This is a genomic window from Rhodopseudomonas palustris (assembly GCF_034479375.1).
In the GTDB taxonomy this organism is placed as follows: Bacteria; Pseudomonadota; Alphaproteobacteria; order Rhizobiales; family Xanthobacteraceae; genus Rhodopseudomonas; species Rhodopseudomonas palustris_M.
In genome coordinates this window covers 4,049,692-4,074,669 of the sequence record NZ_CP140155.1, presented here as the reverse complement: position 1 = coordinate 4,074,669, position 24,978 = coordinate 4,049,692, and the positions used below count along the sequence as shown (strand labels likewise).

Sequence of the window (24,978 nt, the reverse complement as noted above, 5' to 3'; positions counted from 1 at the left end):
GGCGTTCGGCATCCGGACAACGCCCGATTTTGCGCCATCAGAACGGCTTGACGATCACGAAGATCACCGCCGCGATCATCAAAACAGTGGGTATTTCATTGATAACGCGATAGAATTTATGGGTTCGCGTGTTTCGGTCTGCGGCGAAATCGCGCACGTAGCGGCCCAGCATCAGGTGGATCACGGTCATCAGCACCACCGCCGCGAGCTTGGCGTGGAACCAGCCGGAGGTGAAGAAGCCCTGCTCCCAGGCGATGACCAGGCCGGCGGCCCAGGCGACCATCATGGCCGGATTCATGATCGCCTTGTAGAGCCGGCGTTCCATGATCTTGAAGGTCTCGGACTGCACCGAGCCTATCTCGGCCGAGCAGTGATAAACGAACAGCCGCGGCATGTAGAGCATTCCGGCCATCCACGAGATCACCGCGACCACGTGCAGGGTCTTCACCCAGAGATAAATATCGGTCCAGTCGATCATCGGTCGCCCCACCGCCTGCGCGGAATTCCAGAGCCGGTCTGGAACGCACCGACCGCGCAGCGCGTTATTCGAATGCGCGATCACGGAGTTTTCCGCAAGCTCCACTCCTCTAAACAATATTTATAGATTCTTAGGGTTTGAGTCGTAGTGAACGTGGATTGTGCCGGCGCAACAGACGCGCGGGCTTGTCCTTGCACGATTCACATGTGCACAGCCCAGGGCCTCGCTCGGCCGGATCGGCTCGAGCCCTGTGACGGCGGTCGTTTGCGCCGTGATCCCGTCGCTTTATCAAGAGACAAATCCACATTCACCCGCTAACCTTCCCGCCATCCCGTGACGATTTCCTCACCCGAGGCCTGTGAAGAAAAAACCGGGTTATCCCGCCCGCGCCGGCCGAGGTGCCGCCACCGGGCGGCTTTCGCCCCGTTGTTCACAGGATACACAGGGTCATGATGCTGACCGACGGCAGCTATTTTCACCTCCATCTGGTGTCGGATTCGACCGGCGAAACCCTGATCACGGTGTCCCGCGCGGTGGCGGCGCAATACGCCAATGTCAACGCGGTGGAGCACGTCTACCCGCTGGTGCGCAGCCAGAAGCAGCTCGACCGCGTGCTGCAGGAGATCGAGGAATCGCCCGGCATCGTACTGTTCACCCTGCTGGAGGGCGAACTGGTCGCCCGGCTCGAGGCCAAGTGCCAGGAGATCAACAGCCCGAGCCTGTCGATCATCGGCCCGGTGATGCAGTTGTTCGAGGCCTATCTCGGCGCCTCCACCACCGGCCGCGTCGGCGCCCAGCACACGTTGAACGCCGAATATTTCAAGCGTATCGACGCGCTGAACTATTCGATGATGCACGACGACGGCCAGCACGTCGAAGGGCTGGAAGAGGCCGATGTGGTGCTGGTCGGGGTGTCGCGCACCTCGAAAACGCCGACCTCGATCTATCTCGCCAATCGCGGCATCCGCACCGCCAACGTGCCGCTGGTCGCCGGGATTCCGATTCCGCATCAGCTCGAAACCCTGAAGAAGCCGCTGGTTGTCAGCCTGCACGCCTCGCCCGAACGGCTGATCCAGGTGCGGCAGAACCGTCTGCTCAGCCTCGGCGCCGGAAGTGGCAACGATTCCTACATCGACAAGCAGGCCGTCACCGACGAGGTCGTGCTGGCGCGCAAGCTCAGCGCCAAATACGGCTGGTCGCTGCTCGACGTCACCCGCCGGTCGATCGAGGAAACCGCTGCGGCGATCATGAAGCTGCTCGCCGATCGTCAACGCCAGAGGATGTCCGAATGACGCTTTGGCTCGGCCCCGGGCCGCTGGTGCTGGCGTCGCAGAGTCGCGCCCGGCAGGCGCTGTTGAGCAGCGCCGGAATTCCGTTCGACGCGATCCCGGCGGATATCGACGAGCGTGGCATCGCGACAGCCTCGGGCCTGTCGGCGCCGGGCGAGATCGCCGCGCTGCTGGCGCAGGAGAAGGCCGCGTTCGTTTCGAATCATCACCCCGGCCGCCTGGTGCTCGGCGCCGACCAGACGCTGGCGCTGGGTGCGCGGGGTTTCAACAAGCCGGCCGACCGCAACGAGGCGGCGAAACAACTGCGCGAACTCGCCGGCCGCCGCCACGAACTGCATTCGGCGATCGCCCTGGTGCGCAACGGCGCCACGCTGTTCGCCGAAGTCACGATCGCGCGGATGACGATGCGCCCGTTGAGCGACGAGGAGATCGCGGCGTATCTCGACGAGGCCGGCGACAAGGCGATGTCCAGCGTCGGCGGCTATCAGGTCGAAGGCCTCGGCGTGCATCTGTTCGACGGCATCCACGGCGACCATTTCACGATTTTGGGCCTGCCGCTGTTGCCCCTGCTGGGCTTTCTGCGTAGCCAGAAACTGCTGGCGTTCTAGCGCCGCGCGAGAACAAACGCGTCGAACACAATCCGCACGAGGGAGTGGGACGAATGCTGGTGCTGGGGCTCACCGGGTCGATCGGGATGGGAAAATCCACCACCGCGAAACTATTCGGCGAGGCCGGCATACCGGTCTACGACGCCGACGCCACCGTGCATAAGATCTACGAGGGCGAAGCCGTGCCGGCGATCGAGGCGGCGTTTCCGGGCACCACCATCGACGGCAAGGTCGACCGCGAGCGGCTGTCGGCGAAGGTCGTTCACGACGCCGACGCGATGAAGCGGCTGGAGCAGATCGTGCATCCGATGCTGCGCTCGCATCACCAGAACTTCCTCGACGACGCCGAATCGTCGGGCGCGCCGGTCGCGGTGGTCGACGTGCCGCTTCTGTTCGAGACCGGCGGCGAGAAGCGAGTCGATGCGGTGGTCGTCGTCACCACCTCGCCGGAGGTGCAGCGCGAGCGCATCCTCGCGCGCGAAAACATGACGCCCGAAAAGCTCGACGCCATTCTGGCGCGGCAGATGCCCGACGCCGAAAAGCGCAAGCGCGCGGATTTCCTGGTGGATACTTCGTTCGGACTCGACCCGGTGCGGGCGCAGATCCGCGAAATCCTCGACTCGGCTGCTAGGATGCCCCGCCGGCGGCCCTGATTCGCCGGCTCACGAAGACCGGCTGTTCCACGATGCGCGAAATCGTTCTCGATACCGAAACCACCGGCCTCGACCCGCTGCGCGGCGACCGCCTGGTCGAGATCGGCTGCGTCGAGATCTACAACCGGATGCCGACCGGGCAGACTTTCCACCGCTACATCAATCCGGAACGCGACGTGCCGGCGGAAGCCTTCGCGGTGCACGGGCTGTCGAGCGAGTTCCTGGCCGACAAGCCGCTGTTCGCGCAAGTGGTCGACGAATTCCTGGAGTTCATCGGTGACGACCCGCTGGTGATCCACAATGCCTCGTTCGACGCCGGCTTCCTCAATGCCGAACTGGCGCGGCTGTCGCGGGGCGCAATTCCGCGCGAGCGGCTGGTCGACACGCTGCTGCTGGCGCGGCGCAAGCATCCGGGCGTGTCGAACCGGCTCGATGATCTGTGCTCGCGCTATGCGATCGACAATTCCCGCCGCACCAAGCACGGCGCGCTGCTCGACGCCGAGTTGCTGGCCGAGGTCTATATCGATCTGATCGGCGCGCGGCAGTCGCAGCTCATTCTGGCCGAGGTGCCGTCGGACCGGGGCGGCGCGGGCGGCGACACGCCCCGCCGGCAGCGGCCGACCCCGCTCGCGCCGCGGGTCACCGAGTCCGATCGCGAGGCCCATGCGGCCTTCACCGCCACCATGGGCGACAAGGCGATCTGGAACGAGTATCGCCCCGGCGCGTGAGCGGCGCAGATCCACAATCCCGTCATGCCCGGGCTTGACCCGGGCATCCACGTCCGGATGCATCGATCCAACAAACGTGGATGGCCGGGACAAGCCCGGCCATGACGAAGTTTCAGATGTCTGTTCGAGCCGAGAATTAGCTCGGCTGGCCCTGCTGCTGGGCAGCCTGGCGGTCGATGTTCTGGCGATACAGGCCGACGAAATCGACCGGATCGAGCATCAGCGGCGGGAAGCCGCCGTCGCGGACCGCGCTGGCGATGATCTCGCGGGCGAACGGAAACAGCAGCCTCGGGCATTCGATCATGATCAGCGGGTGCAGGTTTTCCTCGGGCACATTGACGATCCGGAACACGCCCGCATAGGCCAGTTCGAAGCTGAACAGCACGGTGCTGCCGGATTCGGCCTTGCCCTCGATCGACAGCGTCACCTCGAATTCGTTCGCCGCCAGATTGTTGGCGCCGACATTGATCTGGATGTTGATCGCGGGCTGATTCTGCTGCGGCGCCAGCGAGGCCGGGGCGTTCGGGTTCTCGAACGACAGGTCCTTGGTGTACTGCGCCAGCACGTTGAGCTGCGGAGGAGCACCGGCTTCCGGAGGCGTGCCGTTTCCGTTGGTCATCGAATTCTCTCCTGAAGCGTGTGCGGGAAGCTGCGGCCGGCGATACGGCGGCATTCACGCGAATGGCGGGTGATGCTGTCGGCGAGTGGCTATCATAGGCCTGCGGCCATCCACAAGGTGGACCGAAGCAGCAGCCGGGCGAGCCCTCCGGGCCAGCCGGCGAGGCCGAAAGCCCCAGGCCGAGCCGGACGGACGCCCAAATCGCCGGCGGAATGAACTTTCTTACAATGATCCGGTTTCCCCGTTGCGCCGAAGCGCCTACATTCCGACCATCAATGCCCGGCCGGACGCGCAGCGGGGCTTGCCAACCCGGTTGGCTGTGCCAAAACGCGCCATTGGCTGGGACAGGTTCCTCACTACATGTGAGGGCCGGCCCGCATCGTGATTCTGGGCCGTCGGGCCGCAGGTGCAAACCGCACCCGCAGGCCGACGCCGATGAAGAAAGTGAAGCGACGTGGATATCTACACCATCATCTTCCTTGCGCTTGCGGTGTTCATTTTCCTGCGTCTGCGCAACGTCCTGGGTCAGCGGACCGGAAGCGAACGCCCCCCGTTCGACCGTGCCGCGGCGCGGGACATGATCCCGGGCAAGCAGGACACCAATGTGGTGTCGATGCCGGGCTCGGTGATCGACCAGGCCCCGACTGCGCCGAGCGCCGACGTCGTTCCGCCTTCGGATCGCTGGAAGGGCATCGCCGAGCCGGATTCGCCGCTGGAGCATGGCCTCAACGCGGTGTTCACCCAGGACTCGTCGTTCGACGCCAATCATTTTCTCTCCGGCGCCAAGGGCGCCTATGAGATGATCGTGATGGCGTTCGCCAATGGCGATCGGCGGTCGTTGAAGGATCTGCTGTCGAGCGAGGTCTATGAGAGCTTCGAGGCCGCGATCAAGGACCGCGAGAAGAACGACCTGAAGACCGAGACCCGTTTCGTCGCGATCGAGAAAGCCGAACTGCTGGGCGCCGAGGTCCGCGATCACATCGCCCAGATCACGGTGAAGTTCGTGTCGCAGATGATCTCGGTCACCCGCGACAAGGCCGGCGCCGTCGTCGACGGCAGCCCGGACAAGGTCGCCGACATCACCGACGTTTGGACCTTCGCCCGCGACATCAGCTCGCGCGATCCGAACTGGAAGCTGGTTGGCACGGGAAACGGCCTCTAGCGCGCAGGGCGCATCGCGCTCTGCCTGGGCGCGCGGCGTGCTCGCCGCCGCCTTGCTGTTGGCGCCGGCCGCCGTCGAAGCCGGGCCGCGCCACCACCATTCCTCCGGCCACCATTCCTCGGGACATCATGGCAGGAGCCACCACGCCGCCGCGCATAAGCGGCATGCCAAGCCGGTCTGGCCGATCGAAATCCCCGGCGGCCAATACGCCCCGGTGAAATGGGATCAGGTCGCCGGCTGGGATGCCGACGATCATCTCGCCGCCTTCAGGACGTTTCGTGAGAGTTGCCGGCCGATCGTGGCGCGGCGCAAGCCGGTCGCCGACACCAAGGCGCTCGGCTCGTCGTTGGCCGAGCCCTGCCGCGCCGCGCGCGCGGCCGAGATCTCCGACGCCGCCCATGCCCGCCGTTTCTTCGAGCGGCACTTCCTGCCGCTGCAGATCTCGCGGGTCGGTGAGGACGCCGGATTCGTCACAGGTTACTACGAGCCGATCGTCGACGGCTCGCGGGTCAAGACCGACGTCTACAATGTGCCGGTGTATCGGCGGCCGTCGAACCTTTTCGTCCGCGGCTATTCGCAGGGCGTCGGCCTGCCGAATGGCGGGCCGGTGTATCGCAAGATCGGCCGGCGCAAGCTGGTGCCGTATTACGATCGCGCCGAAATCGAGGACGGCGCCATCGCCGGGCGTGGACTGGAAATCTGCTGGCTGAAGAGCCAGACCGATCTCTTGTTCTCGCAGATTCAGGGTTCGGCCCGGGTCAGGCTCGAGGACGGCAGCTTCGTGCGTATCAATTACGATGCCCACAATGGCTATCCCTACACCCCGGTCGGCCGCATCCTGATCGATCGCGGCATCATCCCGAAAGAGCAGATGTCGATGCAGCGCATCCGCGAATGGATGGACGCCAATCCGGACGGCGCGGGCGAGCTGCGGCGGGCGAACCGGTCCTACGTGTTCTTCCGCGAGGTCAAGCTCAAGGACGACGACGAGGCGGTCGGCGCACAGGGGGTGCCGCTGACGCCGGGTCGCTCGATCGCGGTCGACAAGGCGCTGCACGTCTACGGCACGCCGTTCTTCATCACCGGCGAACTGCCGGTCGCGGCTCCCGACGCGAAGACGCCGTTCCGCCGCCTGATGGTGGCGCAGGACACCGGCTCGGCGATCATCGGCCCGGCACGCGCGGATCTGTATTTCGGCGCCGGCACGGAGGCGGGCGCGGTGGCCGGGCGGATGCGGCATCCGATCCGCTTCGTGATGCTGCTGCCCAACAGTCTCGATCCGGTGGCGCGCGGGCGCACCATGCCGCTGCCCGAACCGCGGCCGTCGGCAAGGATCGCCAAACTGTATCCGCAGACACCGGCCGGGAAAGACAAGCCGGCCGTGCAGGACAGTCCCAAGGCGCCGGAGGCAGCGACGAACGACAAGCCGGCGGCTGCAACGGCCGGCTCCGCGCAGGCCGTTCCGACGCCGCAGGCGCGACCGGATGCGGCGCCGGTGGCCGCGCCGAAGCGAACGCATCGCCGTCATCATCGACACCGACGGCATCGCTGACGCCGATGAAACGCGTCGTGCCATCGCTCGATCCGCCCGCCACGCCGCGCCGCAAGCGCAGCCTGAGCGAGGAGGAGCGCGTGCTGTGGGACAGCGTGGCCAAGCAGGTCAAACCGCTGCGCGGCCGCCCGCGACTGACCCGGATCGAACTGCCGGCGGCTCCGTCGGATACGCCCGTCGCGAAACCGCCGCCGCCGGCAACGCAGCAGCCGATCAAGCGCCCGGTCAAGCTGGCGACGCCGATGGGCCCGCCGCCGCTGGCGCCGCTCGGCCGGCGCGAACGCACGCATCTGTCACGTGGCCGCAAGGATATCGACGCGCGGATCGATCTGCACGGCATGACCCAGGCGCGCGCGCACCACGCGTTGCTGCGCTTCCTGCAGGGCGCCAGCCATGATGGGCTGAGCTTCGTGCTGGTGATCACCGGCAAGGGCGCGAGGCTCGGCGGCGATCCGGAACGCGGCGTGCTGCGCCGCCAGGTGCCGCAATGGCTGAGCCTGCCGGAATTCCGCGCCTACGTGGTCGGCTTCGACGAAGCCGCGATCGGTCATGGCGGCGAGGGCGCGCTGTATGTGCGGGTGCGGCGGTCGCGCGGTTAGCTCACCGGCACATCAGCATCACGGATCGTCATCACCCGCGAAAGCGGGTGATCCAGTATCCCAGAGCGGCTGTTACTCGCCGCAGAAGCTCTGCAATACTGGCTCGCCCGGTCAAGCTGGGCGATGACGTGGGAGGATGGGGAGATACCGGTTGTTAGCGCTGGCGCGTACCGTCCCTTCGGCCACTCCCGTCATTGCCGGGCTTGACCCGGCAATCCATCTTCTCGCGAAGAGCGATGGATCCGCTGGTCAAGCCCGCGGATGACGCTGAGACGTGGTGAGGCGCCCTGCGTTCGTCAGCTCGAGCCGACGGCTACCACCAGCTACAGAATGAACCGGCTCAGATCGGTGTTCTTAGCCAGATCGCCGACGTTCTTCTGGACGTAGTCGGCGTCGATCCGGATGGTGTCGCCGTTGCGGTCGGGGGCCGCGAAGGAGATTTCGTCGAGCACGCGCTCCATCACCGTCTGCAGCCGTCGCGCGCCGATGTTCTCGACGCTGGAATTCACCGCGACCGCGACGTCGGCGAGCGCGTCGATGGCGTCGTCGCCGAATTCCAGCGTCACGCCTTCGGTCTGCAGCAGCGCCACATATTGCTTGATCAGCGAGGCTTCCGGCTCGGTCAGAATCCGGCGCATGTCGTCGCGGGACAGCGCATTGAGCTCGACCCTGATCGGCAGCCGGCCCTGCAATTCCGGGAGCAGATCGGACGGCTTGGCGATGTGAAACGCGCCCGAGGCGATGAACAGGATATGATCGGTCTTCACCGCGCCGTGCTTGGTGGCGACCGTGGTGCCCTCGATCAGCGGCAAGAGATCGCGCTGCACGCCTTCGCGCGAGACCTCGCCGCCGCTGCGGCCGTCGCGCACGCAGATCTTGTCGATCTCGTCGAGGAACACGATGCCGTTGTTCTCGACCACGTTGATGGCTTCCTGCACCAGCTGATCGTCGTCGAGCAGCTTGTCGGCTTCCTCGTTGACGAGGATATCGTGCGAGTCGACGACGGTCAGTCGGCGCGTCTTGGTGCGCCCGCCCATCTTGCCGAAAATGTCGCCGATCGAGATCGCGCCGATCTGGCCGCCGGGCATGCCGGGAATCTCGAACATCGGCGAGCCGCTGCCGGCCTGGGTCTCGACCTCGATCTCCTTGTCGTCGAGTTCGCCGGCGCGCAGCCTGCGGCGAAACGAATCCCGCGTCGCCGGGCTCGATCCGGGACCGACCAGCGCATCGAGCACGCGCTCCTCGGCGGCGATCTGGGCGCGCGCCTGGACGTCCTTGCGCTTCTTCTCGCGGACCTGCGCGATTGCCACTTCGACCAGATCGCGGATGATCTGCTCGACGTCGCGCCCGACATAGCCGACCTCGGTGAATTTGGTGGCCTCGACCTTGAGGAACGGCGCATTGGCGAGCTTCGCCAGCCGCCGCGCGATCTCTGTCTTGCCGACGCCGGTCGGGCCGATCATCAGGATGTTCTTCGGCAGCACCTCCTCGCGCAACGAGCCTTCGAGCTGCAGCCGCCGCCAGCGGTTGCGCAACGCGATGGCGACCGCGCGCTTGGCGTCGGCCTGGCCGACGATGAAGCGGTCGAGTTCGGAAACGATTTCGCGGGGAGAGAAGTCGGTCATGATTCTACTTCTTTCCCTCTCCCCTTGTGGGAGAGGGTGGCGCGGACGAAGTCCGTGCCAGGTGAGGGGTGTTGCGAGACGGAGAGGCTGCCCCTCACCCGCCCTCGCTTCGCTAGGGCACCCTCTCCCACAAGGGGAGAGGGGAAGAAACCGGTCACGCGGTCAACGTCTCGAGAGTCAGGTTGCGGTTGGTGTAGACGCAGATGTCGGCGGCGATATCGAGCGCCTTGCGGACGATGGTCTCGGCGTCCTGGTCGGTGTCGGCGAGCGCGCGCGCCGCGGCCAGCGCGTAATTGCCGCCGGAGCCGATCGCCATCACGCCGTATTCCGGCTCCAGCACGTCGCCGGTGCCGGTCAGCACCAGCGAGACGTCCTTGTCGGCGACGATCATCATCGCCTCCAGCCGGCGCAGATAGCGGTCGGTGCGCCAGTCCTTGGCGAGCTCGACCGCGGCGCGGGTGAGCTGCCCGGGATACTGCTCGAGCTTGGCCTCGAGCCGTTCGAACAGCGTGAAGGCGTCGGCGGTGGCGCCGGCGAAGCCGCCGATCACGTCGCCCTTGCCGAGTTTGCGGACCTTCTTGGCGTTGGCCTTGATCACGGTCTGGCCGATCGAGACCTGGCCGTCGCCGCCAATCACGACCTTGCCGCCCTTGCGGACGGTCAGGATGGTGGTGCCGTGCCAGACCTGAGCCGAGCCTTGGAGCGAGCCTTGGGGCCAGCCTTGGCCCGCAGCGGAATACATCGTCATAGCAACCCTTTCGCGAGCGCTGATCTAGGCACTGTGCGGCCCGCTTGCAAACCGGCGGACGATCGGCCCGCGCCGGACGCGCAAAATCCGGTCACCATAGGACGAAGATCGGGGCGCGGCCGCGGCCCCCGCAGTAGCGAAGGCGTCACTAGCCTGTTACAAGGACGGCGTTTTTTACCGGAGAGCCCGCTTCATGCGCACGGCCACGATCAAGCGCAAGACCAAGGAGACCGACATCGAGGTGACCGTCAACCTCGACGGCGCCGGCGTGTCCAATGCGGCGACCGGGATCGGCTTCTTCGACCATATGCTCGATCTGCTCGCCAAGCACTCCCGGATCGACATCACCGTGAAGGCGGTCGGCGACCTGCATGTCGATTTCCACCACACCACCGAGGATGTCGGCATCGCGCTCGGCCAGGCGGTCAAGCAGGCGCTGGGCAACATGGCGGGCATCACCCGCTATGCCAGCATGCTGATGCCGATGGACGAGACCCTGACCCGGGTGGTGATCGACGTCTCCGGCCGGCCGTTCCTGGTGTTCAAGGCGGATTTTCCGCGCGACAAGATCGGCGAATTCGATACCGAGCTGGTGCGCGAGTGGTTCCAGGCTTTCGCCATGAATGCGGGCGTGACTCTGCACGTCGAAACCCTATATGGCGAGAACAGCCACCATATCGCCGAATCCTGCTTCAAGGGTCTGGCGCGGGCGTTGCGCGCCGCGGTGGCGATCGATCCGCAGGCGGCGGGCGAAGTGCCCTCGACCAAGGGACAGCTCGGCGGCTAGGGCGCCGTCCATCGGCGGAGAAGGCAAAATGCCGGTCTACACAGTCCATGCGCCGCCGTCGGTCGACGACGATCGCGGCGCCAAGCCGGAGCGCTTCATTTTCGTGCGCGACGGGTTCTATGTCTGGGCGTTCGTGTTCGGGCCGCTGTGGCTGCTGACGCGCCGGCTCTGGCTGGCGCTGCTCGGCTATCTGGTGGTGATTGTGGCGATGACGGTTGCGCTGGCGGCGCTGCGCGTCGGCGCCGGTCCCCGCTTCGCCGTGATGCTGCTGATGGCGCTGCTGCTCGGCCTCGAGGCCGCCAGCCTGTGGCGCTGGACCTTGAGGCGGCGGGGCTGGCGCCAGCTCGACGTCGTGATCGGCGACGATTTGCCCAGCGCCGAGCGCCGCTTCTTCGACCGCTGGACCAGCCGGCAGTCGACGCCTGTGGGCTTTTCGTTTCCGGTCGACCGCGGCGCGCCGCCGCCGACCCGCAGCGTGCCGATGCCGTCGTCCTCGATCTATGGCGATATCGTCGGCTCGTTCCCGCGCCCGGGATCGCCGCGATGAGCGTCGCCATCGTCGATTACGGCTCCGGTAATCTGCACTCGGCCGCCAAGGCGTTCGAGCGCGCCGCGCGGAGCATGGAAGTCCCTGAGAAGATCATCGTCACCCGCGATCCGGAGCAGGTGTTTCGCTCCGATCGCGTGGTGCTACCGGGCGTCGGCGCTTTCGCCGATTGCCGCAAGGGTCTCGACGCGATCGACGGCATGGTCGAGGCGCTGAACGAGACGGTGCGGGTCAAGGCGCGGCCGTTCTTCGGCATCTGCGTCGGCATGCAGCTGATGGCGACCCGCGGCAAGGAGCACGTCACCACCGACGGGCTCGACTGGATTCCCGGCGACGTCGTCAAGATCGCGCCGAACCAGGACGACCTGAAGATCCCGCATATGGGCTGGAATACGCTCGACGTGATGCAGGACCATCCGGTGCTGGAGCGGCTGCCGCTCGGGCCCAAGGGCCTGCACGCCTACTTCGTGCATTCCTTCCACCTCGCCGCGCAAAGCGAAGCCGACGTGCTGGCGCGCGCCGATTACGGCGGCCCGGTCACCGCCGTGGTGGGACGCGACACCATGCTGGGCACCCAGTTTCACCCCGAGAAAAGCCAGCGCTTCGGTCTGGCGCTGATCTCGAACTTTCTGAAGTGGAAGCCGTGAGCATGACGATGCGGCCTCACATCCGGAGCACGCGACTGCGTTGCTCCCCTCCCCCTTGCGGGGAGGGGTCGGGGGTGGGGGTCCGCGAGTCCGGCGCTCGTTGCTCACCCCCCACCCCAACCCTCCCCCGCAAGGGGGAAGGGAGCGAGATCCGACGATGATTCTCTTCCCCGCGATCGATCTCAAGAACGGCCAGTGCGTGCGGCTCGAACAGGGCGACATGGCGCGCGCGACCGTGTTCAACCTCGACCCGGCCGCGCAGGCGAAGAGCTTTGCGGCGCAGGGCTTTCAGTATCTGCACGTGGTCGATCTCGACGGCGCCTTCGCCGGCAAGCCGATGAATGCCCAGGCCGTGGAATCGATGCTGAAAGTCGTGTCGATGCCGGTCCAGCTCGGCGGCGGCATCCGCGACCTCGCGACGGTCGAAGCCTGGCTGTCCAAAGGCATCGCCCGCGTCATCATCGGCACCGCCGCGGTGCGCGATCCGGCGCTGGTCAAGGAAGCCGCGAAGTCTTTCCCCGGCCGCGTCGCGGTCGGCCTCGACGCGCGTGACGGCAAGGTCGCGGTCGAAGGCTGGGCGGAGAGCTCGCAGGTCACTGCGCTGGAGATCGCACAGCGTTTTGAGGACGCCGGCGTCGCCGCGATCATCTTCACCGACATCGCCCGCGACGGCCTGCTCAAGGGCATCAACTGGGATGCGACCATCGCGCTCGCCGAGGCGATTTCGATCCCGGTGATCGCCTCCGGCGGCCTCGCCTCGATCGACGACGTCCGGACGATGCTGTCGCCGCGCGCGAAGAAACTCGAAGGCGCGATCGCCGGCCGGGCGCTGTATGACGGCCGGCTCGACCCGGCCGAAGCGCTGGCGCTGATCGGCGCCGCCAGGGCGGCTTGAGGACGAGCGATGTTCAAGGTCCGCGTCATTCCCTGCCTCGACGTCAAGGACGGCCGCGTCGTCAAGGGCGTCAATTTCGTCGATCTGCGCGACGCCGGCGATCCGGTGGAAGCCGCGATCGCCTATGACGCCGCCGGCGCCGACGAATTGTGCTTCCTCGACATCACCGCCACCCATGAGAACCGCGGCATCATGCTGGACGTGGTGCGGCGGACGGCGGAAGCCTGCTTCATGCCGGTGACGGTCGGCGGCGGCGTCCGCACCGTCGACGACATCAAGACGCTGCTGCGAAGCGGCGCCGACAAGGTGTCGATCAATTCGGCAGCGGTGGCGCGGCGCGAATTCGTCAAGGAAGCCGCCGAGAAGTTCGGCGACCAGTGCATCGTGGTGGCGATCGACGCCAAGCGCGTGCCGGGCCGGGATCGCTGGGAGATCTTCACCCATGGCGGCCGCAACGGCACCGGCATCGACGCCATCGAGTTCGCCCAGGAAGTCGTCTCGCTCGGCGCCGGCGAAATCCTGCTGACCTCGATGGATCGCGACGGCACCCGCGCCGGCTTCGACCTGCCGCTCACCCGCGCGATCGCCGACAGCATCCCGGTCCCGGTGATCGCCTCGGGCGGGGTCGGCAATCTCGATCATCTGGTCGACGGCATCCGCGAAGGCCACGCCACGGCGGTGCTGGCGGCGTCGATCTTCCATTTCGGCGAGTACACCATTCTTCAGGCCAAGGATCATATGGTTCGCTGCGGGCTGCCGATGCGGCTCGATCCCTAGATTCATCCCGGCGGGCGCGGTAGTTTCGCACCGGCAGAACCGGCAGAGTAGGCGTATGGCCCGTTTCACCCTTCACGATCTCGAAGCCACCATCGAGGCCCGCGCGGCTGCGGGCGGCGAGGCGTCCTACACCAAAAAGCTGCTCGACAAGGGCGCGCAGCATTGCGCCAAGAAATTCGGCGAGGAGGCGGTCGAGCTGGTGATCGCGACCGTCGAGAACGATCGCGACCATCTGATTGCCGAAGCCGCCGACGTGATGTTCCATATGCTGGTGCTGCTCAAGGCGCGCGGCGTGACGCTCGACGAGGTCGAGACGGCGCTGGGGCAGCGCACGGCGATGTCGGGGCTGGAAGAGAAGGCCTCGCGCAAGCGCGAATAGCGCGTCGAGCGAAGCGGATACCGGTTACAGAATTTCTTCGGCCGCAGCGGCCGCAACAACAACAAAAGCCGGCAACGGAACAAGGCGAGGACCACGCGATGGATGCCAGGTCGGAACTGCACCACTACAACCCGTACCGGGTGTTCTCGCGGTCGGAATGGGCCAATCTGCGTCAGGACACGCCGATGACGCTCGACGCGGGCGAGGTCTCGACGCTGCGCTCGCTGCACGACCGGCTCGACCTTTCCGAGGTCGAGGAGATCTATCTGCCGATGTCGCGGCTGCTGTCGATCCATGTCGGCGCGATGCAGCATCTGTACTACGCGCAGCGCCGCTTCCTCGGCGTGGTCGAGCGCAAGATGCCCTACATCATCGGCGTCGCCGGTTCGGTCGCGGTCGGCAAGTCGACCACCGCGCGCGTGCTGCAGGCGCTCTTGGCGCGCTGGTCGCCGCGGCCGAAGGTCGATCTGATCACTACCGACGGCTTCCTGCATCCCAACGCGGTGCTGGAGCGCGCCGGGCTGATGCAGAAGAAGGGCTTTCCGGAAAGCTACGATCTGCCGGCGCTGCTGGCGTTTCTCAGCGATATCAAGTCGGGCCGACGCAAGGTCCGCGCGCCGATCTACTCGCATCTCACCTACGATATCGTGCCGAACAAATTCGCGGTGGTGGATCGGCCGGACATCCTGATCGTCGAAGGCGTCAACGTGCTGCAAACCGGCCGGCTGCCGCGCGACGGCAAGGCGGTGCCGGTGGTGTCCGACTTCTTCGACTTCTCGGTGTATATCGACGCCGACGAGCCGGTGCTGCGCGACTGGTACATCAGGCGATTCCTGGCGCTGCGCGACACCGCGTTTCACGATCCGCGATCGTACTTCCACCGCTACGCGCCGCTGTCCGATGAAGAAGCCACCGCGACCGCGATCGCGATCTGGGAGCGGACCAACTTGGCCAATCTCGAGGACAACATCCTGCCGACCCGGCCGCGCGCGACGCTGATCCTGAAAAAGGGCGCCGATCACGTCGTGGATTCCGTGGCCTTGCGGCGGTTGTAGTCGCCGCCACCCGTCATCCGCGGGCTTGACCCGCGGATCCATCACGCGCGAAGCGCGTCATCGACGGACTCTCGTGAAGAGGATGGATTGCCGGGGCAAGCCCGGCAATGACGCATAGTTGTGATACTAAGCCGCGTGCCGCGACGCATCCGCGCCGAAATGCTCGATGTAGCGGGCGCTGATCGCCGAAACCGGCATGATGATCAGCACGTCGGTGGTGCCGAACTGGTGGTCGATCACCGCGCCCTCGCCGATCGTGGCGCCGAGCCGCAGATAACCCTTGATCAGCGGGGGCAGCTCGCGCAGCGCGGCCTTCTGATTGACCGCCTCCTTCGGCATCCGGTTCATCTCGACATAGCGCGACGGGTTGGCGCGGGCGCGCCACGCCTCCGGTGCGGACGCGTAGTGATGCAGGAACGACAGCGGCAGCGCCAAACGCTCCGGATCGGTGCCGTCGAAGGAGGCGCAGCCGATCATCACGTCGACGCCGTGCTGGCGGACATAGCTCCAGATGCCGTGCCACAACAATTCGACGGTGCGCTTGTTGCGGTAGGGCGGCAGCACGCAGGACCGGCCGAGCTCGAGGAAGCGCAAGCCGGGATGGCGCGCGATCATGCCGCCGATGTCGAATTCGCTCTCGGTGTAGAAGCCGCCATGACGGTCGGCAATCTCCTGGCGCAGCAGCCGATAGGTGCCGACCACCGGCTGCTTGCCGCTGAGCGACGGCTTGGCGGCATGGTCGATCACCATCAGATGATCGCAAATGCGGTCGAAGGCATCCTTGTCGCGACGCGCCAGCAGCGTGGCGGCGTCGGCGATCGCGGTGCCATCCTGATAGAACACGCGGTAGCGCAGCTTCTGCGCGCGCTTGATATCCTGCTTCTTCTGCGCCAGCCGGACTTCCAGCGCGCCGAGCCGGCCGAGCGTCGCCGGCGTCAGCGCCGGTTGCGCGATCGGCCTGCCGTGATCGGCGATCTTCAGCGCAGGCTTGAACCAGGTGATCGCGGTCTGCGCCGCAGCGTTGGCCATGTCCGGCCGCAGCAATTTGATGAATTTCTTCGAGCGGGCGAGATGGTCGGTCTGCATGTGATCCTCGCGACCGCATGCAACCGAATCGGGTGATGCGCGGCCTGTGCGCATCAACAATCACGGCGTTTCAACAGCGATGTGACACGACGATTGCCGCTGCGTGACACCTCTCCGAAGTTTGTAGCCCGGGGCAGCGCCCGGTAACGGCATGCCTCGACTAAGCGTTTTCGGCCTTCGCCGTGACGGCCTGATCGAGCACAGCGACCAGACTGTCGCGGTCGAGCGGTTTGACCAGGAAGCCGTCCATGCCCGCCGCCAGGCAGGCATCGCGGTCCTCGGCGAGCGTATTTGCGGTCAGCGCCAGGATCGGCGTGCGCGGCGCCGGGCGTGTTGCCTCGTGCGCGCGAATCTGCCGGCTCGTGGCGATGCCGTCGCGCCCCGGCATCTGCAGATCCATCAGCACCAGATCGAACGGCGCGCCCTCGGCGTCGGCCGCGAGCCAACTCTGCAGCGCCTGCTCGCCATCGCCGGCCACCACCACGCGATGGCCGAGCTTGGCCAGCAGCGAGCGGATCAGCAGCGCGTTGATCTCGTTGTCTTCCGCGACCAGAACGGAGAGCCGGTGGCCGACCTGCGCAGTCGCATCCGATGCGGCGGCCTCCGGGGGATCGCCATCCGCGATCCCCGGCGCGACGGTGTCGATCAGCGTTCCGGCCAGCCGTGCCGACAGCGACGCCGCGCGCAGCGGCTTGACCAGATAGCCGGTGAACGCCGCCGGCAGATCGGGCAGCAACTCGGACCGCGCGGCGGGCGTCAGCATCACGATGCGTTGCGCCGCATGGGGCGCGGCGCTCAGCGCCAGCGTTTCGGCCGCCTCGGCGCCGAAGCCGGCATCGATCAGGATCGTCGACCAGACGCGCTCCGGCAGTGTCGCGCGTGCAGCAGAAATTTCGGACACGGCGCGGACCTGTGCGCCCCAGCGCTGCAGCCGTTGGGCGACCAACGTCGCCTCGATGGTCTGTGGCGCTGCGATCATGATCGACTGGCCGGCAAGGTCGGGCGGCTGGATCGCAGGGGACGCGTCGGCGTCCTTTGCTGCCGCGAGCGGGATCGAGACCGTGAAGGTGGAGCCTCTGCCCGGCTGGCTGTCCAGGGCGATCCGTCCGCCCATCCGCTCGACGATCCGCTGGCTGATATTCAGCCCCAGCCCTGTGCCGCCATAGCTGCGGGCGATGCCGTCGTCGGCCTGTTCGAACTCGCGGAAGATCCGTGCCCGGGCCTCCGGCGCGATGCCGATCCCTGTATCGCGCACCGCAAAGCTGATCTCGCCGTCGCGCTCGCCAGGCTCGACGGTCAGCACGACGCCGCCGACGGAGGTGAATTTGATCGCGTTGCCGGCGAGATTGAGCAGCACCTGGCGCAGGCGCGCGGCGTCGCCGACCACCCGCGCAGGCAACCGGTCATCGATATCGGCCGCGATCTCGAGCGCGCCCGCCTGCGCCCGCGGCGCCAGCAGTTCGACGATGTCCTCGATCAGGGCGGTCAGGGCGAACGGCCGGTTGTCGAGCTCGAACCTGCCGGCCTCGATCCGGGAGTGGTCGAGCAGTTCGTCGATCAGCGCCGCCAGCGCGTCGCCGGAGGTCTTCACCGCGCGGGCGTAGGTCGCCTGCTCGGGCGTCAGCGCGGTGTCGAGCAGCAGGCCGCTCATCCCGATGATGCCGTTCAGCGGTGTGCGGATCTCGTGCGACGCCATCGCCAGCAGCCGCGACTTCGCACGCGTCGTCGCGTCGGAATCGTCGCGCCGGGCGATCAGTTCGCCATGGCTGTCGAGCAGAACGCGGGCGCGTTCCTCGGCGTCCTTCAGCTCCCAGTTGCGATCCGCCAGCGCCTCGTTGTGCCGTTCCAGCGCCTGCAGGCGCCGGCGCATCCAGCGCAACCGCATGCTCTGGACGGCGAGACCGAGGCAGGCCAGCGCGAACAGGAAGCTGGCGCCGATCGCGAAGGCGTGCGGGTTGTAGCCGGAGGACTCGGCGCGGCTACCGACGACGAAACCATAGGCGCCGCCGAACGCCGCCAGAAATATCATGCTCCAGCGCAGCGCAAGCACAAGCCGCGGAAATCGGCTGGCGAAGGCGCGCCGTCTCGACCTGAACCGCAACCACCGCTTCATCCGCCCAACCCGATCGACCATGCCGGCGTCGCCAGCATCGGCACTCGACGTTGCAAACAGCTTGAGACGCGCGATGGTTGCGATGCGCTCTGCCGACAGGGTTGACCGAAACTTAAGACCGGCTTCCGATCGAGGCCGTGGTGATCGGCGCGTGCCGGTCGGAGGCGCCGACCAGCAGCGCTGCCGCGTCACGTGCGGTAAAGCGCCCGGCGCGGACGAAGATCCGGTAGTCGGTCCCGCCGCTGTCGTCATGCGAGAGATAGATCAGCGGATCGGTCGCCGCCGGGTTCGCTGCGATCGCCACCAGTCTTGTTTCCGGCGCCAGCGCGCAGCCGCCGGGCTCGTCGGTGATCGCGCCGTCGGTGACGGTGAAGTCGGCGGCATCGGGACTATCGACGATCTGGACCCGGACGGTGGCGCGCGCCGGATCGTCGGTGAAAGCGACATGAATATCGGCTCGCTCCAGCGCGGGCGCGATCTGCACCGCCCGATCACCGACGGCGATGCAGGGCTGCGGGCCGGCGATCAGTTCGCCGCGGACGAACAGGCCCAGGGCCACGAGCGGAAGTGTGGAGGCCAGAACTCGGACACGCAACATCACATGCACCCGCAACGCCAGCTCTGATACGCAGAACTATGGTTCGCAGATGGTAAACGAAACTCGTTACCAGCGAGTTGACGGGATCTTCGGACGATTCACCATCATGCGGCGCAAGTCAGGCGGCACGTCGGATGTCCTCGCCCAGCGCGCGATAGGACAGAGCCTCGGCGAGATGCAGCCGGCCGATCTGCTCGGCGCCGTCGAGATCGGCGAGGGTCCGCGCGACGCGCAGCACGCGATGATAGCCGCGTGCCGACAGCCGCATCGTTTCGGCGGCGTCGCGCAGCAGCTTCAGCCCGGCGGAATCCGGCTGGGCGGTGGTCTCCAGCGCGGCGGCCGGCGCCTCGGCATTGGTGCGGAATTGCGGCAGCCCAATCGCGGCGTATCGTTCGCGCTGCACGTCGCGCGCGGCCGCGACGCGCGCCGCCACCTCGGCGGAGCCTTCCGCCGCCGGCGGCAGGATCAGATCGGCGGCGGTGACCGCGGGCACCTCGATCCGCAGATCGATGCGATCCAGCAGCGGCCCGGAAATCCGCGACTGATAGTCCGCGCTGCAGCGCTCGACCCGCCCGCGCTTGCAGGCGTAGCCCGGCTCGTAGGCCCGGCCGCAACGGCACGGATTCATCGCCGCCACCAGCATCACGCGCGCCGGATAGGTGACGCGGTGATTGGCGCGCGACACCGCGACTTCGCCGGTCTCGAGCGGCGCCCGCAGCGAGTCCAGCACCCGCGGATCGAACTCGGGTAGTTCGTCGAGGAACAGCACGCCCTGATGCGCCAGCGAAATCTCGCCGGGCCGCGCCTTGATGCCGCCGCCGGTCAGCGCCGCCATGCTGGCCGAATGATGCGGCGCGCGGAACGGGCGTTTCGCCGTCAGCGCGCCGTCGCGGATCTCGCCGGCGACCGAGGCGATCATCGAGACCTCGAGCAATTCGGCTGGCGACAGTGGCGGCAGGATCGACGGTAGCCGCGCCGCCAGCATCGATTTGCCGGCGCCGGGCGACCCCACCATCAGCAGATGATGACCGCCCGCGGCGGCGATCTCCAGGGCGCGCTTGGCGCTCTCCTGGCCCTTGATGTCGCGCAGGTCGAGGGCCGAACTCTCGGCCTCGTGGACCCGCGGCTGCGGCCGGCTGAGAAGCTGCGTCCCTTTGAAATGGTTGGCGATCTGGATCAGCGAACGGGCCGCGATGATCTGGATGTCGGGGCTGGCCCAGGCGGCCTCGGAGCCGCAGGCGGCCGGGCAGATCAGCCCCTCGTCGCGGGCGTTGGCAGCGATCGCGGCGGGCAGCACGCCCGCCACCGGCGCGATCGAGCCATCGAGGCCGAGTTCGCCGAGCACGGTGAATCCCGCCAGCGCGTCGCCGGGGATGGCGCCGATCGCTGCCATCAGCCCGAGCGCGATCGGCAGGTCGTAGTGACTGCCTTCCTTCGGCAGATCGGCGGGCGCGAGATTGACCGTGATGCGCCGTGCCGGCAGCGCCAGGCCCGAGGCGATCAGCGCCGAGCGAACCCGCTCGCGGGCTTCCGACACCGCCTTGTCGGCGAGGCCGACGACGGCGAAGGCGGGCAGCCCGGGTGAGACCTGGACCTGAACATCGACCGCGCGCGCATCGATGCCTTCGAAAGCCACCGTGGACACATGCTGAACCATGACGCCCCCCTGCGATCCGAAGGTTAACGCGGTTTCCAGGGGGTCGCAAGAACATTAGAAGAACAAAGTTCCCCTGCGACCGGCGCCCGCCTCACGCCGATTTCTTCATCCCGGTTTCGAGAGCGATCTCGGTCAGGTCGACCTCGAGCCGCGCCATCATCAGCAACTGCACTGCGGACGGGATACGCAACTCCTCGGCCTGTTCGATGGCGCGGTTGATCGTCGTCGCCAGCGTGTCGATCGACACGGATCGGGCGCGGGGGCTGGTTTCGGCCGCGACGGGCGGATTGGAGCGTGGGGTGGATTGAGTGCTCATGACAGCTCCATGGTATTCGGGAGGGGATTGCGGTCGACGTTGTCGAGGCCCCGCCACTGCAGGGCCGGGCCGGGGACCGACCGGCGCGCGCAGATCTCGAGCCACGCGTCGTCGTCGACATCGACCAGCACCGCGGTGGTCGACATGCCGGCGATGTCCTGCGGCAGTCCGAGCGGCCGCGCGCGCCAACCCTGATCGAGCAGCCGCGGCAGCCACCAGGTCTCCAGCACGATGGTGAAGGCGGACAGACCGATGGCGAGGCCGTATTCCATGGCGGCGGCCTGGATCACCGCCTCGGCCCGCGGGCCGGCGTGCTCGCCGCGCCTGTTCGGGACGACGAAGATCCGCGACAATTCGTAGACGTCGGGGCGGCGCACCGGAGGATCCAGCGCGAGCTGCGGGAAGATGTCGCTCAGCAGCGTCGGCGAGACGGTCGGCACCATCCGCATGCCGGCGACGATCTCGCCATGCTGCAAGCCGAGCAGATACACGGTGTCGTCGGTGTCGAACTGATCGATCTCTCGACCGTCGGGCCGTTCGAGTGCGGTCCACTTTCGCTCGACGACATAGATCTGGTGGCGAATGCGGAACTGCCGCTCGATCAGATCCGCGTAGAGCTTGCGGTTCTCGCGGCGCACGACGTGAACGTCCATTTTCCTCTCCCCCGTTGCAATGCCCGGGGGGAGAGTGACGCGGCGGTGGAGGGCGGCCTACTGTCCGAACGGACAGGTCACAGCCTGATCAGTCCGAGCGCCATTGCCTTGGCGACGGCAGCCGTGCGGTTGACCGCATTGAGCTTTCTGGACGCTTCGCTGAGGTGGAACTTCACGGTTCGTTCGGCGATGCGGAGGATCATCGAGATCTCCCACGCCGTCTTGCCCTGCGCCGCCCACGACAGGATCTCGCATTCGCGAGAGGTCAGAAGCCGGCGCTGCGGCCTGGGCCGGTTGAGCGACCGGAGCCGGTTATGGGCATAGACGCCGATCAGCTGCATCGCGCTCTTCGCCGTGGCGTCGAAGTCGGGCGATTCGCCGGCCATGCTGATCACGGCGCCGCCGTCGTCGTAGTGCAGTGGAATGCAGTAGCCGCGGACCAGGCCGAATTCCGTCGCGTCGGTCATCACCTTGTGCGCGGCCGGATCCTGCTTGCGATCGTAGGACGCTTCCGACCATTCGAACGGCTGTACCGTGGTGGCGCCGTGGCGGGGCACGGGATCGACCGCCATGTAGTTACGGCCGACATAGAGTTCGAACCAGCCGCGGGGCCAGCCATTGGCCAGCGTCAGGTCGGCGAGCCCGGCGCCGGGTGAAGGCAGCCCGGCCATGATGTAGGCGGTGAAGCCGGCGCTGGCGATGTGGGCCTCGAACTGACGAACCAGCGACGGGCCGTCGAGCCGGTCTGCAGCATCGACGAACTCCAGCGCACGCCGCCCCCACAGATGACTCTCGCCTGCCAACATCGCCGATGCTCCGCCTGCACCCGTTACTTCTGGAGCGGCGTCGGCGAACTAGCAAGAGGGGACGACCGAGACTAACGTCAAATACCGGCGCGGCGCTCGCGCCGCTTATGACCGCTTTTGCTCAATCACGTCCCAGACCCGCGCCGCGATATCCGGGCCTCCGAGCCGCGCCACGGCGCGGATGCCGGTCGGCGAGGTGACGTTGATCTCGGTGAGGTAACCGTCGATCACGTCGATTCCGACGAACAACAGCCCGCGCTCGCGTAGCTTCGGGCCGAGCGTCGCGCAGATCGTGCGCTCGCGTTCCGACAGATCGGTCGCCGCCGCGGCGCCGCCGCGCACCATGTTGGAACGCAGGTCGTCCGCCGCCGGCACCCGGTTGACGGCGCCGGCGAACTCGCCGTCGACCAGGATGATGCGCTTGTCGCCGTGCTTCACCTCGGGGAGGAAGCGCTGGATCACCCAGGGCTCGCGGAAGGTGACGGCGAACATGTCGTAGAGCGAGCCGAAATTGATGTCCTGCGGCAGCACGCGAAACACCGCCGCGCCGCCATGGCCGTGCAGCGGCTTCATCACCACCGCGCCGTGCTCGGCGCGAAACGAATTGATCTCGTCGAGGTTGCGGCTGATCAGCGTCGGCGGCATCAGTTCGGCGAAATCCATCACGAACAATTTCTCCGGCGCGTTGCGGACGCTCGCCGGATCGTTGACCACCAGCGTGTGCGGATGGATCCGCTCCAGCAGATGCGTGCTGGTGATGTAAGCGAGGTCGAACGGCGGGTCCTGGCGCAGCAGCACCGCATCGAAGCTGCGCATGTCGATGCGTTCGGGCTCGCCCAGCGTGAAGTGATCGCCCTCCTGATCGCGCACGCTCAGGCTCTGCACGGAGGCTATGACGTCGTTGCCGCGCAGCGAGAGTTTGTCGGGGGTGAAGTACGAGATCGCGTGGCCGCGCTTCTGCGCCTCGAGCAGCAGCGCGAATGTCGAATCGCCGCGGATGTTGATCCGCGCGATGGGGTCCATCTGGACGGCGACCTTCAATGTCATGCAGGACTTCCGGGGTTGTGAGCAAAGAGGGCTATCGGCCGATCGGCAGCGGCGGTCAAGGATTTGGCGGTCATGGGCTTGCGTCGAACGCGGCCGCCAGATGCTGCGGCAGCCGCTTCGGCGCCACCAGCATCGCGTCGAACCTCAGCTCGAATGCGGTGTGGTCGGGGTGGGCCGCCAGCCAGGCTTCGGCCGCGGCGATGATGCGCTGCTGCTGCCGCGGCGTCACCGCATAGGCGGCATCGTCGAGCCGGGCGCGCGCCTTGACCTCGACGAAGGCGATCAGCTTGCGCCGCTGCGCCACGATGTCGATCTCGCCATACGGCGTCTTGAACCGCCGCGCCAGGATCCGGTAGCCCTTCGCCATCAGATACGCGGCCGCGCGTGTTTCGGCCGAAATGCCGGTCTGGAATGCGGCGACGCGTTCCGGCGCGGGCGGAGCCGACGGGTTCCTAGTCTTCGTCATCGCCGGCCTCGCGTTGTCGCGACAATTCGAGCGCGCGGGCGTAGATCTCGCGGCGCGGGCGACCCGAGATCTCGACCGCCTGCGCCACCGCATCCTTGACGCTGTCGCGCTGCAACGCGTCGCGCAGCCAGTCGTCGAGCGCATCCTGCGTAATCGCTTGCGCTTTCGGATCCGGCGGGCCGATCACCACGACGAATTCGCCGCGGGTGTCGAGCGTCTCGGCGGTTTCGGCCAGCACCGCCAGCGGCGCGCGGCGCACCTCCTGATGCAGCTTGGTGAGTTCGCGGCACACTGCAGCGTCACGATTGCCCAGCACGTCGGCGAGATCGCGCAGGCTGTTGTGAATCCGGCTGCCGGCCTCGAACAGCACCAGCGTCGCGTCGATCGTCGCCAGCTCGCTCAACCGGCTGCGGCGCGCGCCCTGCTTCGCCGGCAGGAAGCCGTCGAAGAAGAAGCGATCGGTCGGCAACGCGGCCAGCGCCAGTGCGGCCAGCACAGCCGAGGCGCCGGGTAGTGCGATCACATCGTGTCCGGCGTCGTACGCTTCGCGCACCAGCTTGTAGCCTGGGTCGGAGATCAGCGGTGTACCGGCGTCGGAAACGAGCGCGACCGAGCCGCCTTGCGCGAGCTTTTCCAGAATCTTCGGACGCGCCTGCGCGGCGTTGTGTTCGTGATAGGGTTTCAGCTGCGCCGAGATGCCGTATCGTTCGGTCAGCCGATGTGTGATTCGGGTGTCTTCGCAGGCGATGACATCGACACCGGCCAATGTTTCCAGCGCACGCAAGGTGATGTCGCCGAGATTGCCGATCGGCGTCGCGACCAGATGCAGCCCGGGCGTGGCGCGCCGCGCGATCACTGTCTGGCCCGCGACCAGAAATGTCCGGGCTTCGGGCTCGGAGGCGGACACAGGAACTGCTGAGCTGGCCGATTTTGCGCGCATGGTCACAATCTAGGAGAAAAGGCGGAGTACCGGACAGCACATTCTCCCGGCCTGATGGCCAGCATAAACCTTTTGTTTTGGTTAATCATTCGCCGACGTTATGATGGGATGTCCGTCGAACATCGGTGGACCAGAACTGAACTACCGG

Annotated in this window: 28 protein-coding genes; 14 read left to right on the top strand and 14 right to left on the bottom strand. The window is 66.8% G+C overall.

All coding sequences use genetic code 11. The features are described from left to right. Nucleotides 1-37: 37 nt before the first annotated feature. Nucleotides 38-478: a protoporphyrinogen oxidase HemJ gene (gene hemJ, locus SR870_RS18390; protein WP_322518305.1), complete on the bottom strand. Its 441-nt coding sequence runs from the start codon at nucleotides 476-478 to the stop codon at nucleotides 38-40. Nucleotides 479-930: 452 nt separating this feature from the next. Between hemJ and SR870_RS18385 the strand changes: the two genes are divergently transcribed. Genes SR870_RS18385 through dnaQ form a run of 4 tightly spaced genes read left to right on the top strand, consistent with a single transcriptional unit; the run spans nucleotide 931 to nucleotide 3,756 of the window. Further along, nucleotides 931-1,770, top strand: coding sequence for a pyruvate, water dikinase regulatory protein (locus tag SR870_RS18385; protein ID WP_322518304.1), 840 nt, complete (start codon nucleotides 931-933; stop codon nucleotides 1,768-1,770). Next, complete coding sequence (locus SR870_RS18380) at nucleotides 1,767-2,375, top strand: Maf family protein (RefSeq protein WP_322514968.1); 609 nt, start codon at nucleotides 1,767-1,769, stop codon at nucleotides 2,373-2,375. The genes SR870_RS18385 and SR870_RS18380 overlap by 4 nt, the downstream gene beginning before the upstream one ends. Nucleotides 2,376-2,428: 53 nt before the next feature. Continuing rightward, complete coding sequence (gene coaE, locus SR870_RS18375) at nucleotides 2,429-3,028, top strand: dephospho-CoA kinase (RefSeq protein WP_322514967.1); 600 nt, start codon at nucleotides 2,429-2,431, stop codon at nucleotides 3,026-3,028. Between the two features lie 32 nt (nucleotides 3,029-3,060). Continuing rightward, on the top strand, nucleotides 3,061-3,756 hold the full coding sequence (gene dnaQ / locus SR870_RS18370; protein ID WP_322514966.1) for a DNA polymerase III subunit epsilon: 696 nt from the start codon (nucleotides 3,061-3,063) through the stop codon (nucleotides 3,754-3,756). Nucleotides 3,757-3,892: 136 nt separating this feature from the next. On the opposite strand, the gene secB is transcribed toward dnaQ, so the two are convergent. Continuing rightward, nucleotides 3,893-4,375, bottom strand: a complete 483-nt coding sequence (gene secB, locus SR870_RS18365; RefSeq protein WP_322514965.1) for a protein-export chaperone SecB — start codon at nucleotides 4,373-4,375, stop codon at nucleotides 3,893-3,895. A 454-nt stretch (nucleotides 4,376-4,829) separates the two neighbouring features. Here secB and SR870_RS18360 point away from each other — a divergent pair, with 454 nt between their 5' ends. Genes SR870_RS18360 through SR870_RS18350 form a run of 3 tightly spaced genes read left to right on the top strand, consistent with a single transcriptional unit; the run spans nucleotide 4,830 to nucleotide 7,688 of the window. Then, nucleotides 4,830-5,537, top strand: coding sequence for a Tim44/TimA family putative adaptor protein (locus tag SR870_RS18360; RefSeq protein WP_322514964.1), 708 nt, complete (start codon nucleotides 4,830-4,832; stop codon nucleotides 5,535-5,537). A gap of 37 nt (nucleotides 5,538-5,574) precedes the next feature. Then, nucleotides 5,575-7,089 (top strand): murein transglycosylase A, encoded by a 1,515-nt coding sequence (locus tag SR870_RS18355; RefSeq protein WP_322514963.1) that lies wholly within the window; start codon nucleotides 5,575-5,577, stop codon nucleotides 7,087-7,089. A 5-nt stretch (nucleotides 7,090-7,094) separates the two neighbouring features. Then, nucleotides 7,095-7,688, top strand: a complete 594-nt coding sequence (locus SR870_RS18350) for a Smr/MutS family protein (protein ID WP_322514962.1) — start codon at nucleotides 7,095-7,097, stop codon at nucleotides 7,686-7,688. 323 nt (nucleotides 7,689-8,011) lie between these two features. On the opposite strand, the gene hslU is transcribed toward SR870_RS18350, so the two are convergent. Together hslU and hslV are read right to left on the bottom strand one after the other, a co-directional pair. Next, nucleotides 8,012-9,313, bottom strand: a complete 1,302-nt coding sequence (gene hslU / locus SR870_RS18345; RefSeq protein ID WP_322514961.1) for an ATP-dependent protease ATPase subunit HslU — start codon at nucleotides 9,311-9,313, stop codon at nucleotides 8,012-8,014. Nucleotides 9,314-9,467: 154 nt separating this feature from the next. Then, on the bottom strand, nucleotides 9,468-10,061 hold the full coding sequence (gene hslV / locus SR870_RS18340; protein ID WP_416221095.1) for an ATP-dependent protease subunit HslV: 594 nt from the start codon (nucleotides 10,059-10,061) through the stop codon (nucleotides 9,468-9,470). A 193-nt stretch (nucleotides 10,062-10,254) separates the two neighbouring features. On the opposite strand from hslV, the gene hisB reads away from it, so the two are divergent. The 7 genes from hisB to coaA all read left to right on the top strand — a co-directional run bounded on the left by hisB (nucleotide 10,255) and on the right by coaA (nucleotide 15,148). Beyond that, on the top strand, nucleotides 10,255-10,848 hold the full coding sequence (gene hisB, locus SR870_RS18335) for an imidazoleglycerol-phosphate dehydratase HisB (RefSeq protein ID WP_322514960.1): 594 nt from the start codon (nucleotides 10,255-10,257) through the stop codon (nucleotides 10,846-10,848). A 28-nt stretch (nucleotides 10,849-10,876) separates the two neighbouring features. Then, on the top strand, nucleotides 10,877-11,395 hold the full coding sequence (locus SR870_RS18330) for a DUF2628 domain-containing protein (protein WP_322514959.1): 519 nt from the start codon (nucleotides 10,877-10,879) through the stop codon (nucleotides 11,393-11,395). After that, a complete protein-coding gene (gene hisH / locus SR870_RS18325; RefSeq protein WP_322514958.1) occupies nucleotides 11,392-12,042 on the top strand; it encodes an imidazole glycerol phosphate synthase subunit HisH in 651 nt (216 codons plus the stop codon). Before SR870_RS18330 ends, hisH begins: the two co-directional genes overlap by 4 nt. Nucleotides 12,043-12,199: 157 nt before the next feature. Next, entirely contained in the window at nucleotides 12,200-12,937 is a 738-nt protein-coding gene (hisA, locus tag SR870_RS18320) for a 1-(5-phosphoribosyl)-5-[(5-phosphoribosylamino)methylideneamino]imidazole-4-carboxamide isomerase (RefSeq protein WP_322514957.1), read from the top strand. Nucleotides 12,938-12,946: 9 nt separating this feature from the next. Next, nucleotides 12,947-13,714 (top strand): imidazole glycerol phosphate synthase subunit HisF, encoded by a 768-nt coding sequence (hisF, locus tag SR870_RS18315; RefSeq protein WP_322514956.1) that lies wholly within the window; start codon nucleotides 12,947-12,949, stop codon nucleotides 13,712-13,714. 55 nt (nucleotides 13,715-13,769) lie between these two features. Continuing rightward, nucleotides 13,770-14,093 carry a phosphoribosyl-ATP diphosphatase gene (locus tag SR870_RS18310; RefSeq protein WP_322514955.1) on the top strand — a complete coding sequence of 108 codons (324 nt, stop codon included), beginning with the start codon at nucleotides 13,770-13,772 and terminating at the stop codon, nucleotides 14,091-14,093. Between the two features lie 98 nt (nucleotides 14,094-14,191). After that, entirely contained in the window at nucleotides 14,192-15,148 is a 957-nt protein-coding gene (coaA, locus tag SR870_RS18305) for a type I pantothenate kinase (RefSeq protein WP_322514954.1), read from the top strand. A 126-nt stretch (nucleotides 15,149-15,274) separates the two neighbouring features. On the opposite strand, the gene SR870_RS18300 is transcribed toward coaA, so the two are convergent. From SR870_RS18300 to rsmI, 10 genes are all read right to left on the bottom strand, one after another. Then, complete coding sequence (locus tag SR870_RS18300) at nucleotides 15,275-16,234, bottom strand: GNAT family N-acetyltransferase (RefSeq protein WP_322514953.1); 960 nt, start codon at nucleotides 16,232-16,234, stop codon at nucleotides 15,275-15,277. 160 nt (nucleotides 16,235-16,394) lie between these two features. Beyond that, a complete protein-coding gene (locus SR870_RS18295; protein ID WP_322518302.1) occupies nucleotides 16,395-18,347 on the bottom strand; it encodes an ATP-binding protein in 1,953 nt (650 codons plus the stop codon). A gap of 112 nt (nucleotides 18,348-18,459) precedes the next feature. Then, nucleotides 18,460-18,945: a hypothetical protein gene (locus tag SR870_RS18290; protein ID WP_322514952.1), complete on the bottom strand. Its 486-nt coding sequence runs from the start codon at nucleotides 18,943-18,945 to the stop codon at nucleotides 18,460-18,462. Nucleotides 18,946-19,063: 118 nt separating this feature from the next. Beyond that, entirely contained in the window at nucleotides 19,064-20,602 is a 1,539-nt protein-coding gene (locus tag SR870_RS18285; RefSeq protein ID WP_322514951.1) for a YifB family Mg chelatase-like AAA ATPase, read from the bottom strand. A gap of 91 nt (nucleotides 20,603-20,693) precedes the next feature. Continuing rightward, nucleotides 20,694-20,918 carry a hypothetical protein gene (locus SR870_RS18280; protein ID WP_322514950.1) on the bottom strand — a complete coding sequence of 75 codons (225 nt, stop codon included), beginning with the start codon at nucleotides 20,916-20,918 and terminating at the stop codon, nucleotides 20,694-20,696. Then, entirely contained in the window at nucleotides 20,915-21,571 is a 657-nt protein-coding gene (locus SR870_RS18275; protein ID WP_322514949.1) for an acyl-homoserine-lactone synthase, read from the bottom strand. The genes SR870_RS18280 and SR870_RS18275 overlap by 4 nt, the downstream gene beginning before the upstream one ends. Before the next feature lie 77 nt (nucleotides 21,572-21,648). Further along, nucleotides 21,649-22,377, bottom strand: coding sequence for a LuxR family transcriptional regulator (locus SR870_RS18270; RefSeq protein WP_322514948.1), 729 nt, complete (start codon nucleotides 22,375-22,377; stop codon nucleotides 21,649-21,651). A 105-nt stretch (nucleotides 22,378-22,482) separates the two neighbouring features. Then, entirely contained in the window at nucleotides 22,483-23,424 is a 942-nt protein-coding gene (gshB, locus tag SR870_RS18265; protein ID WP_322514947.1) for a glutathione synthase, read from the bottom strand. A 70-nt stretch (nucleotides 23,425-23,494) separates the two neighbouring features. After that, entirely contained in the window at nucleotides 23,495-23,890 is a 396-nt protein-coding gene (locus SR870_RS18260; protein ID WP_322514946.1) for a YraN family protein, read from the bottom strand. Then, nucleotides 23,877-24,830: a 16S rRNA (cytidine(1402)-2'-O)-methyltransferase gene (rsmI, locus tag SR870_RS18255; RefSeq protein ID WP_322514945.1), complete on the bottom strand. Its 954-nt coding sequence runs from the start codon at nucleotides 24,828-24,830 to the stop codon at nucleotides 23,877-23,879. The genes SR870_RS18260 and rsmI overlap by 14 nt, the downstream gene beginning before the upstream one ends. Between the last annotated feature and the right edge of the window lie 148 nt (nucleotides 24,831-24,978).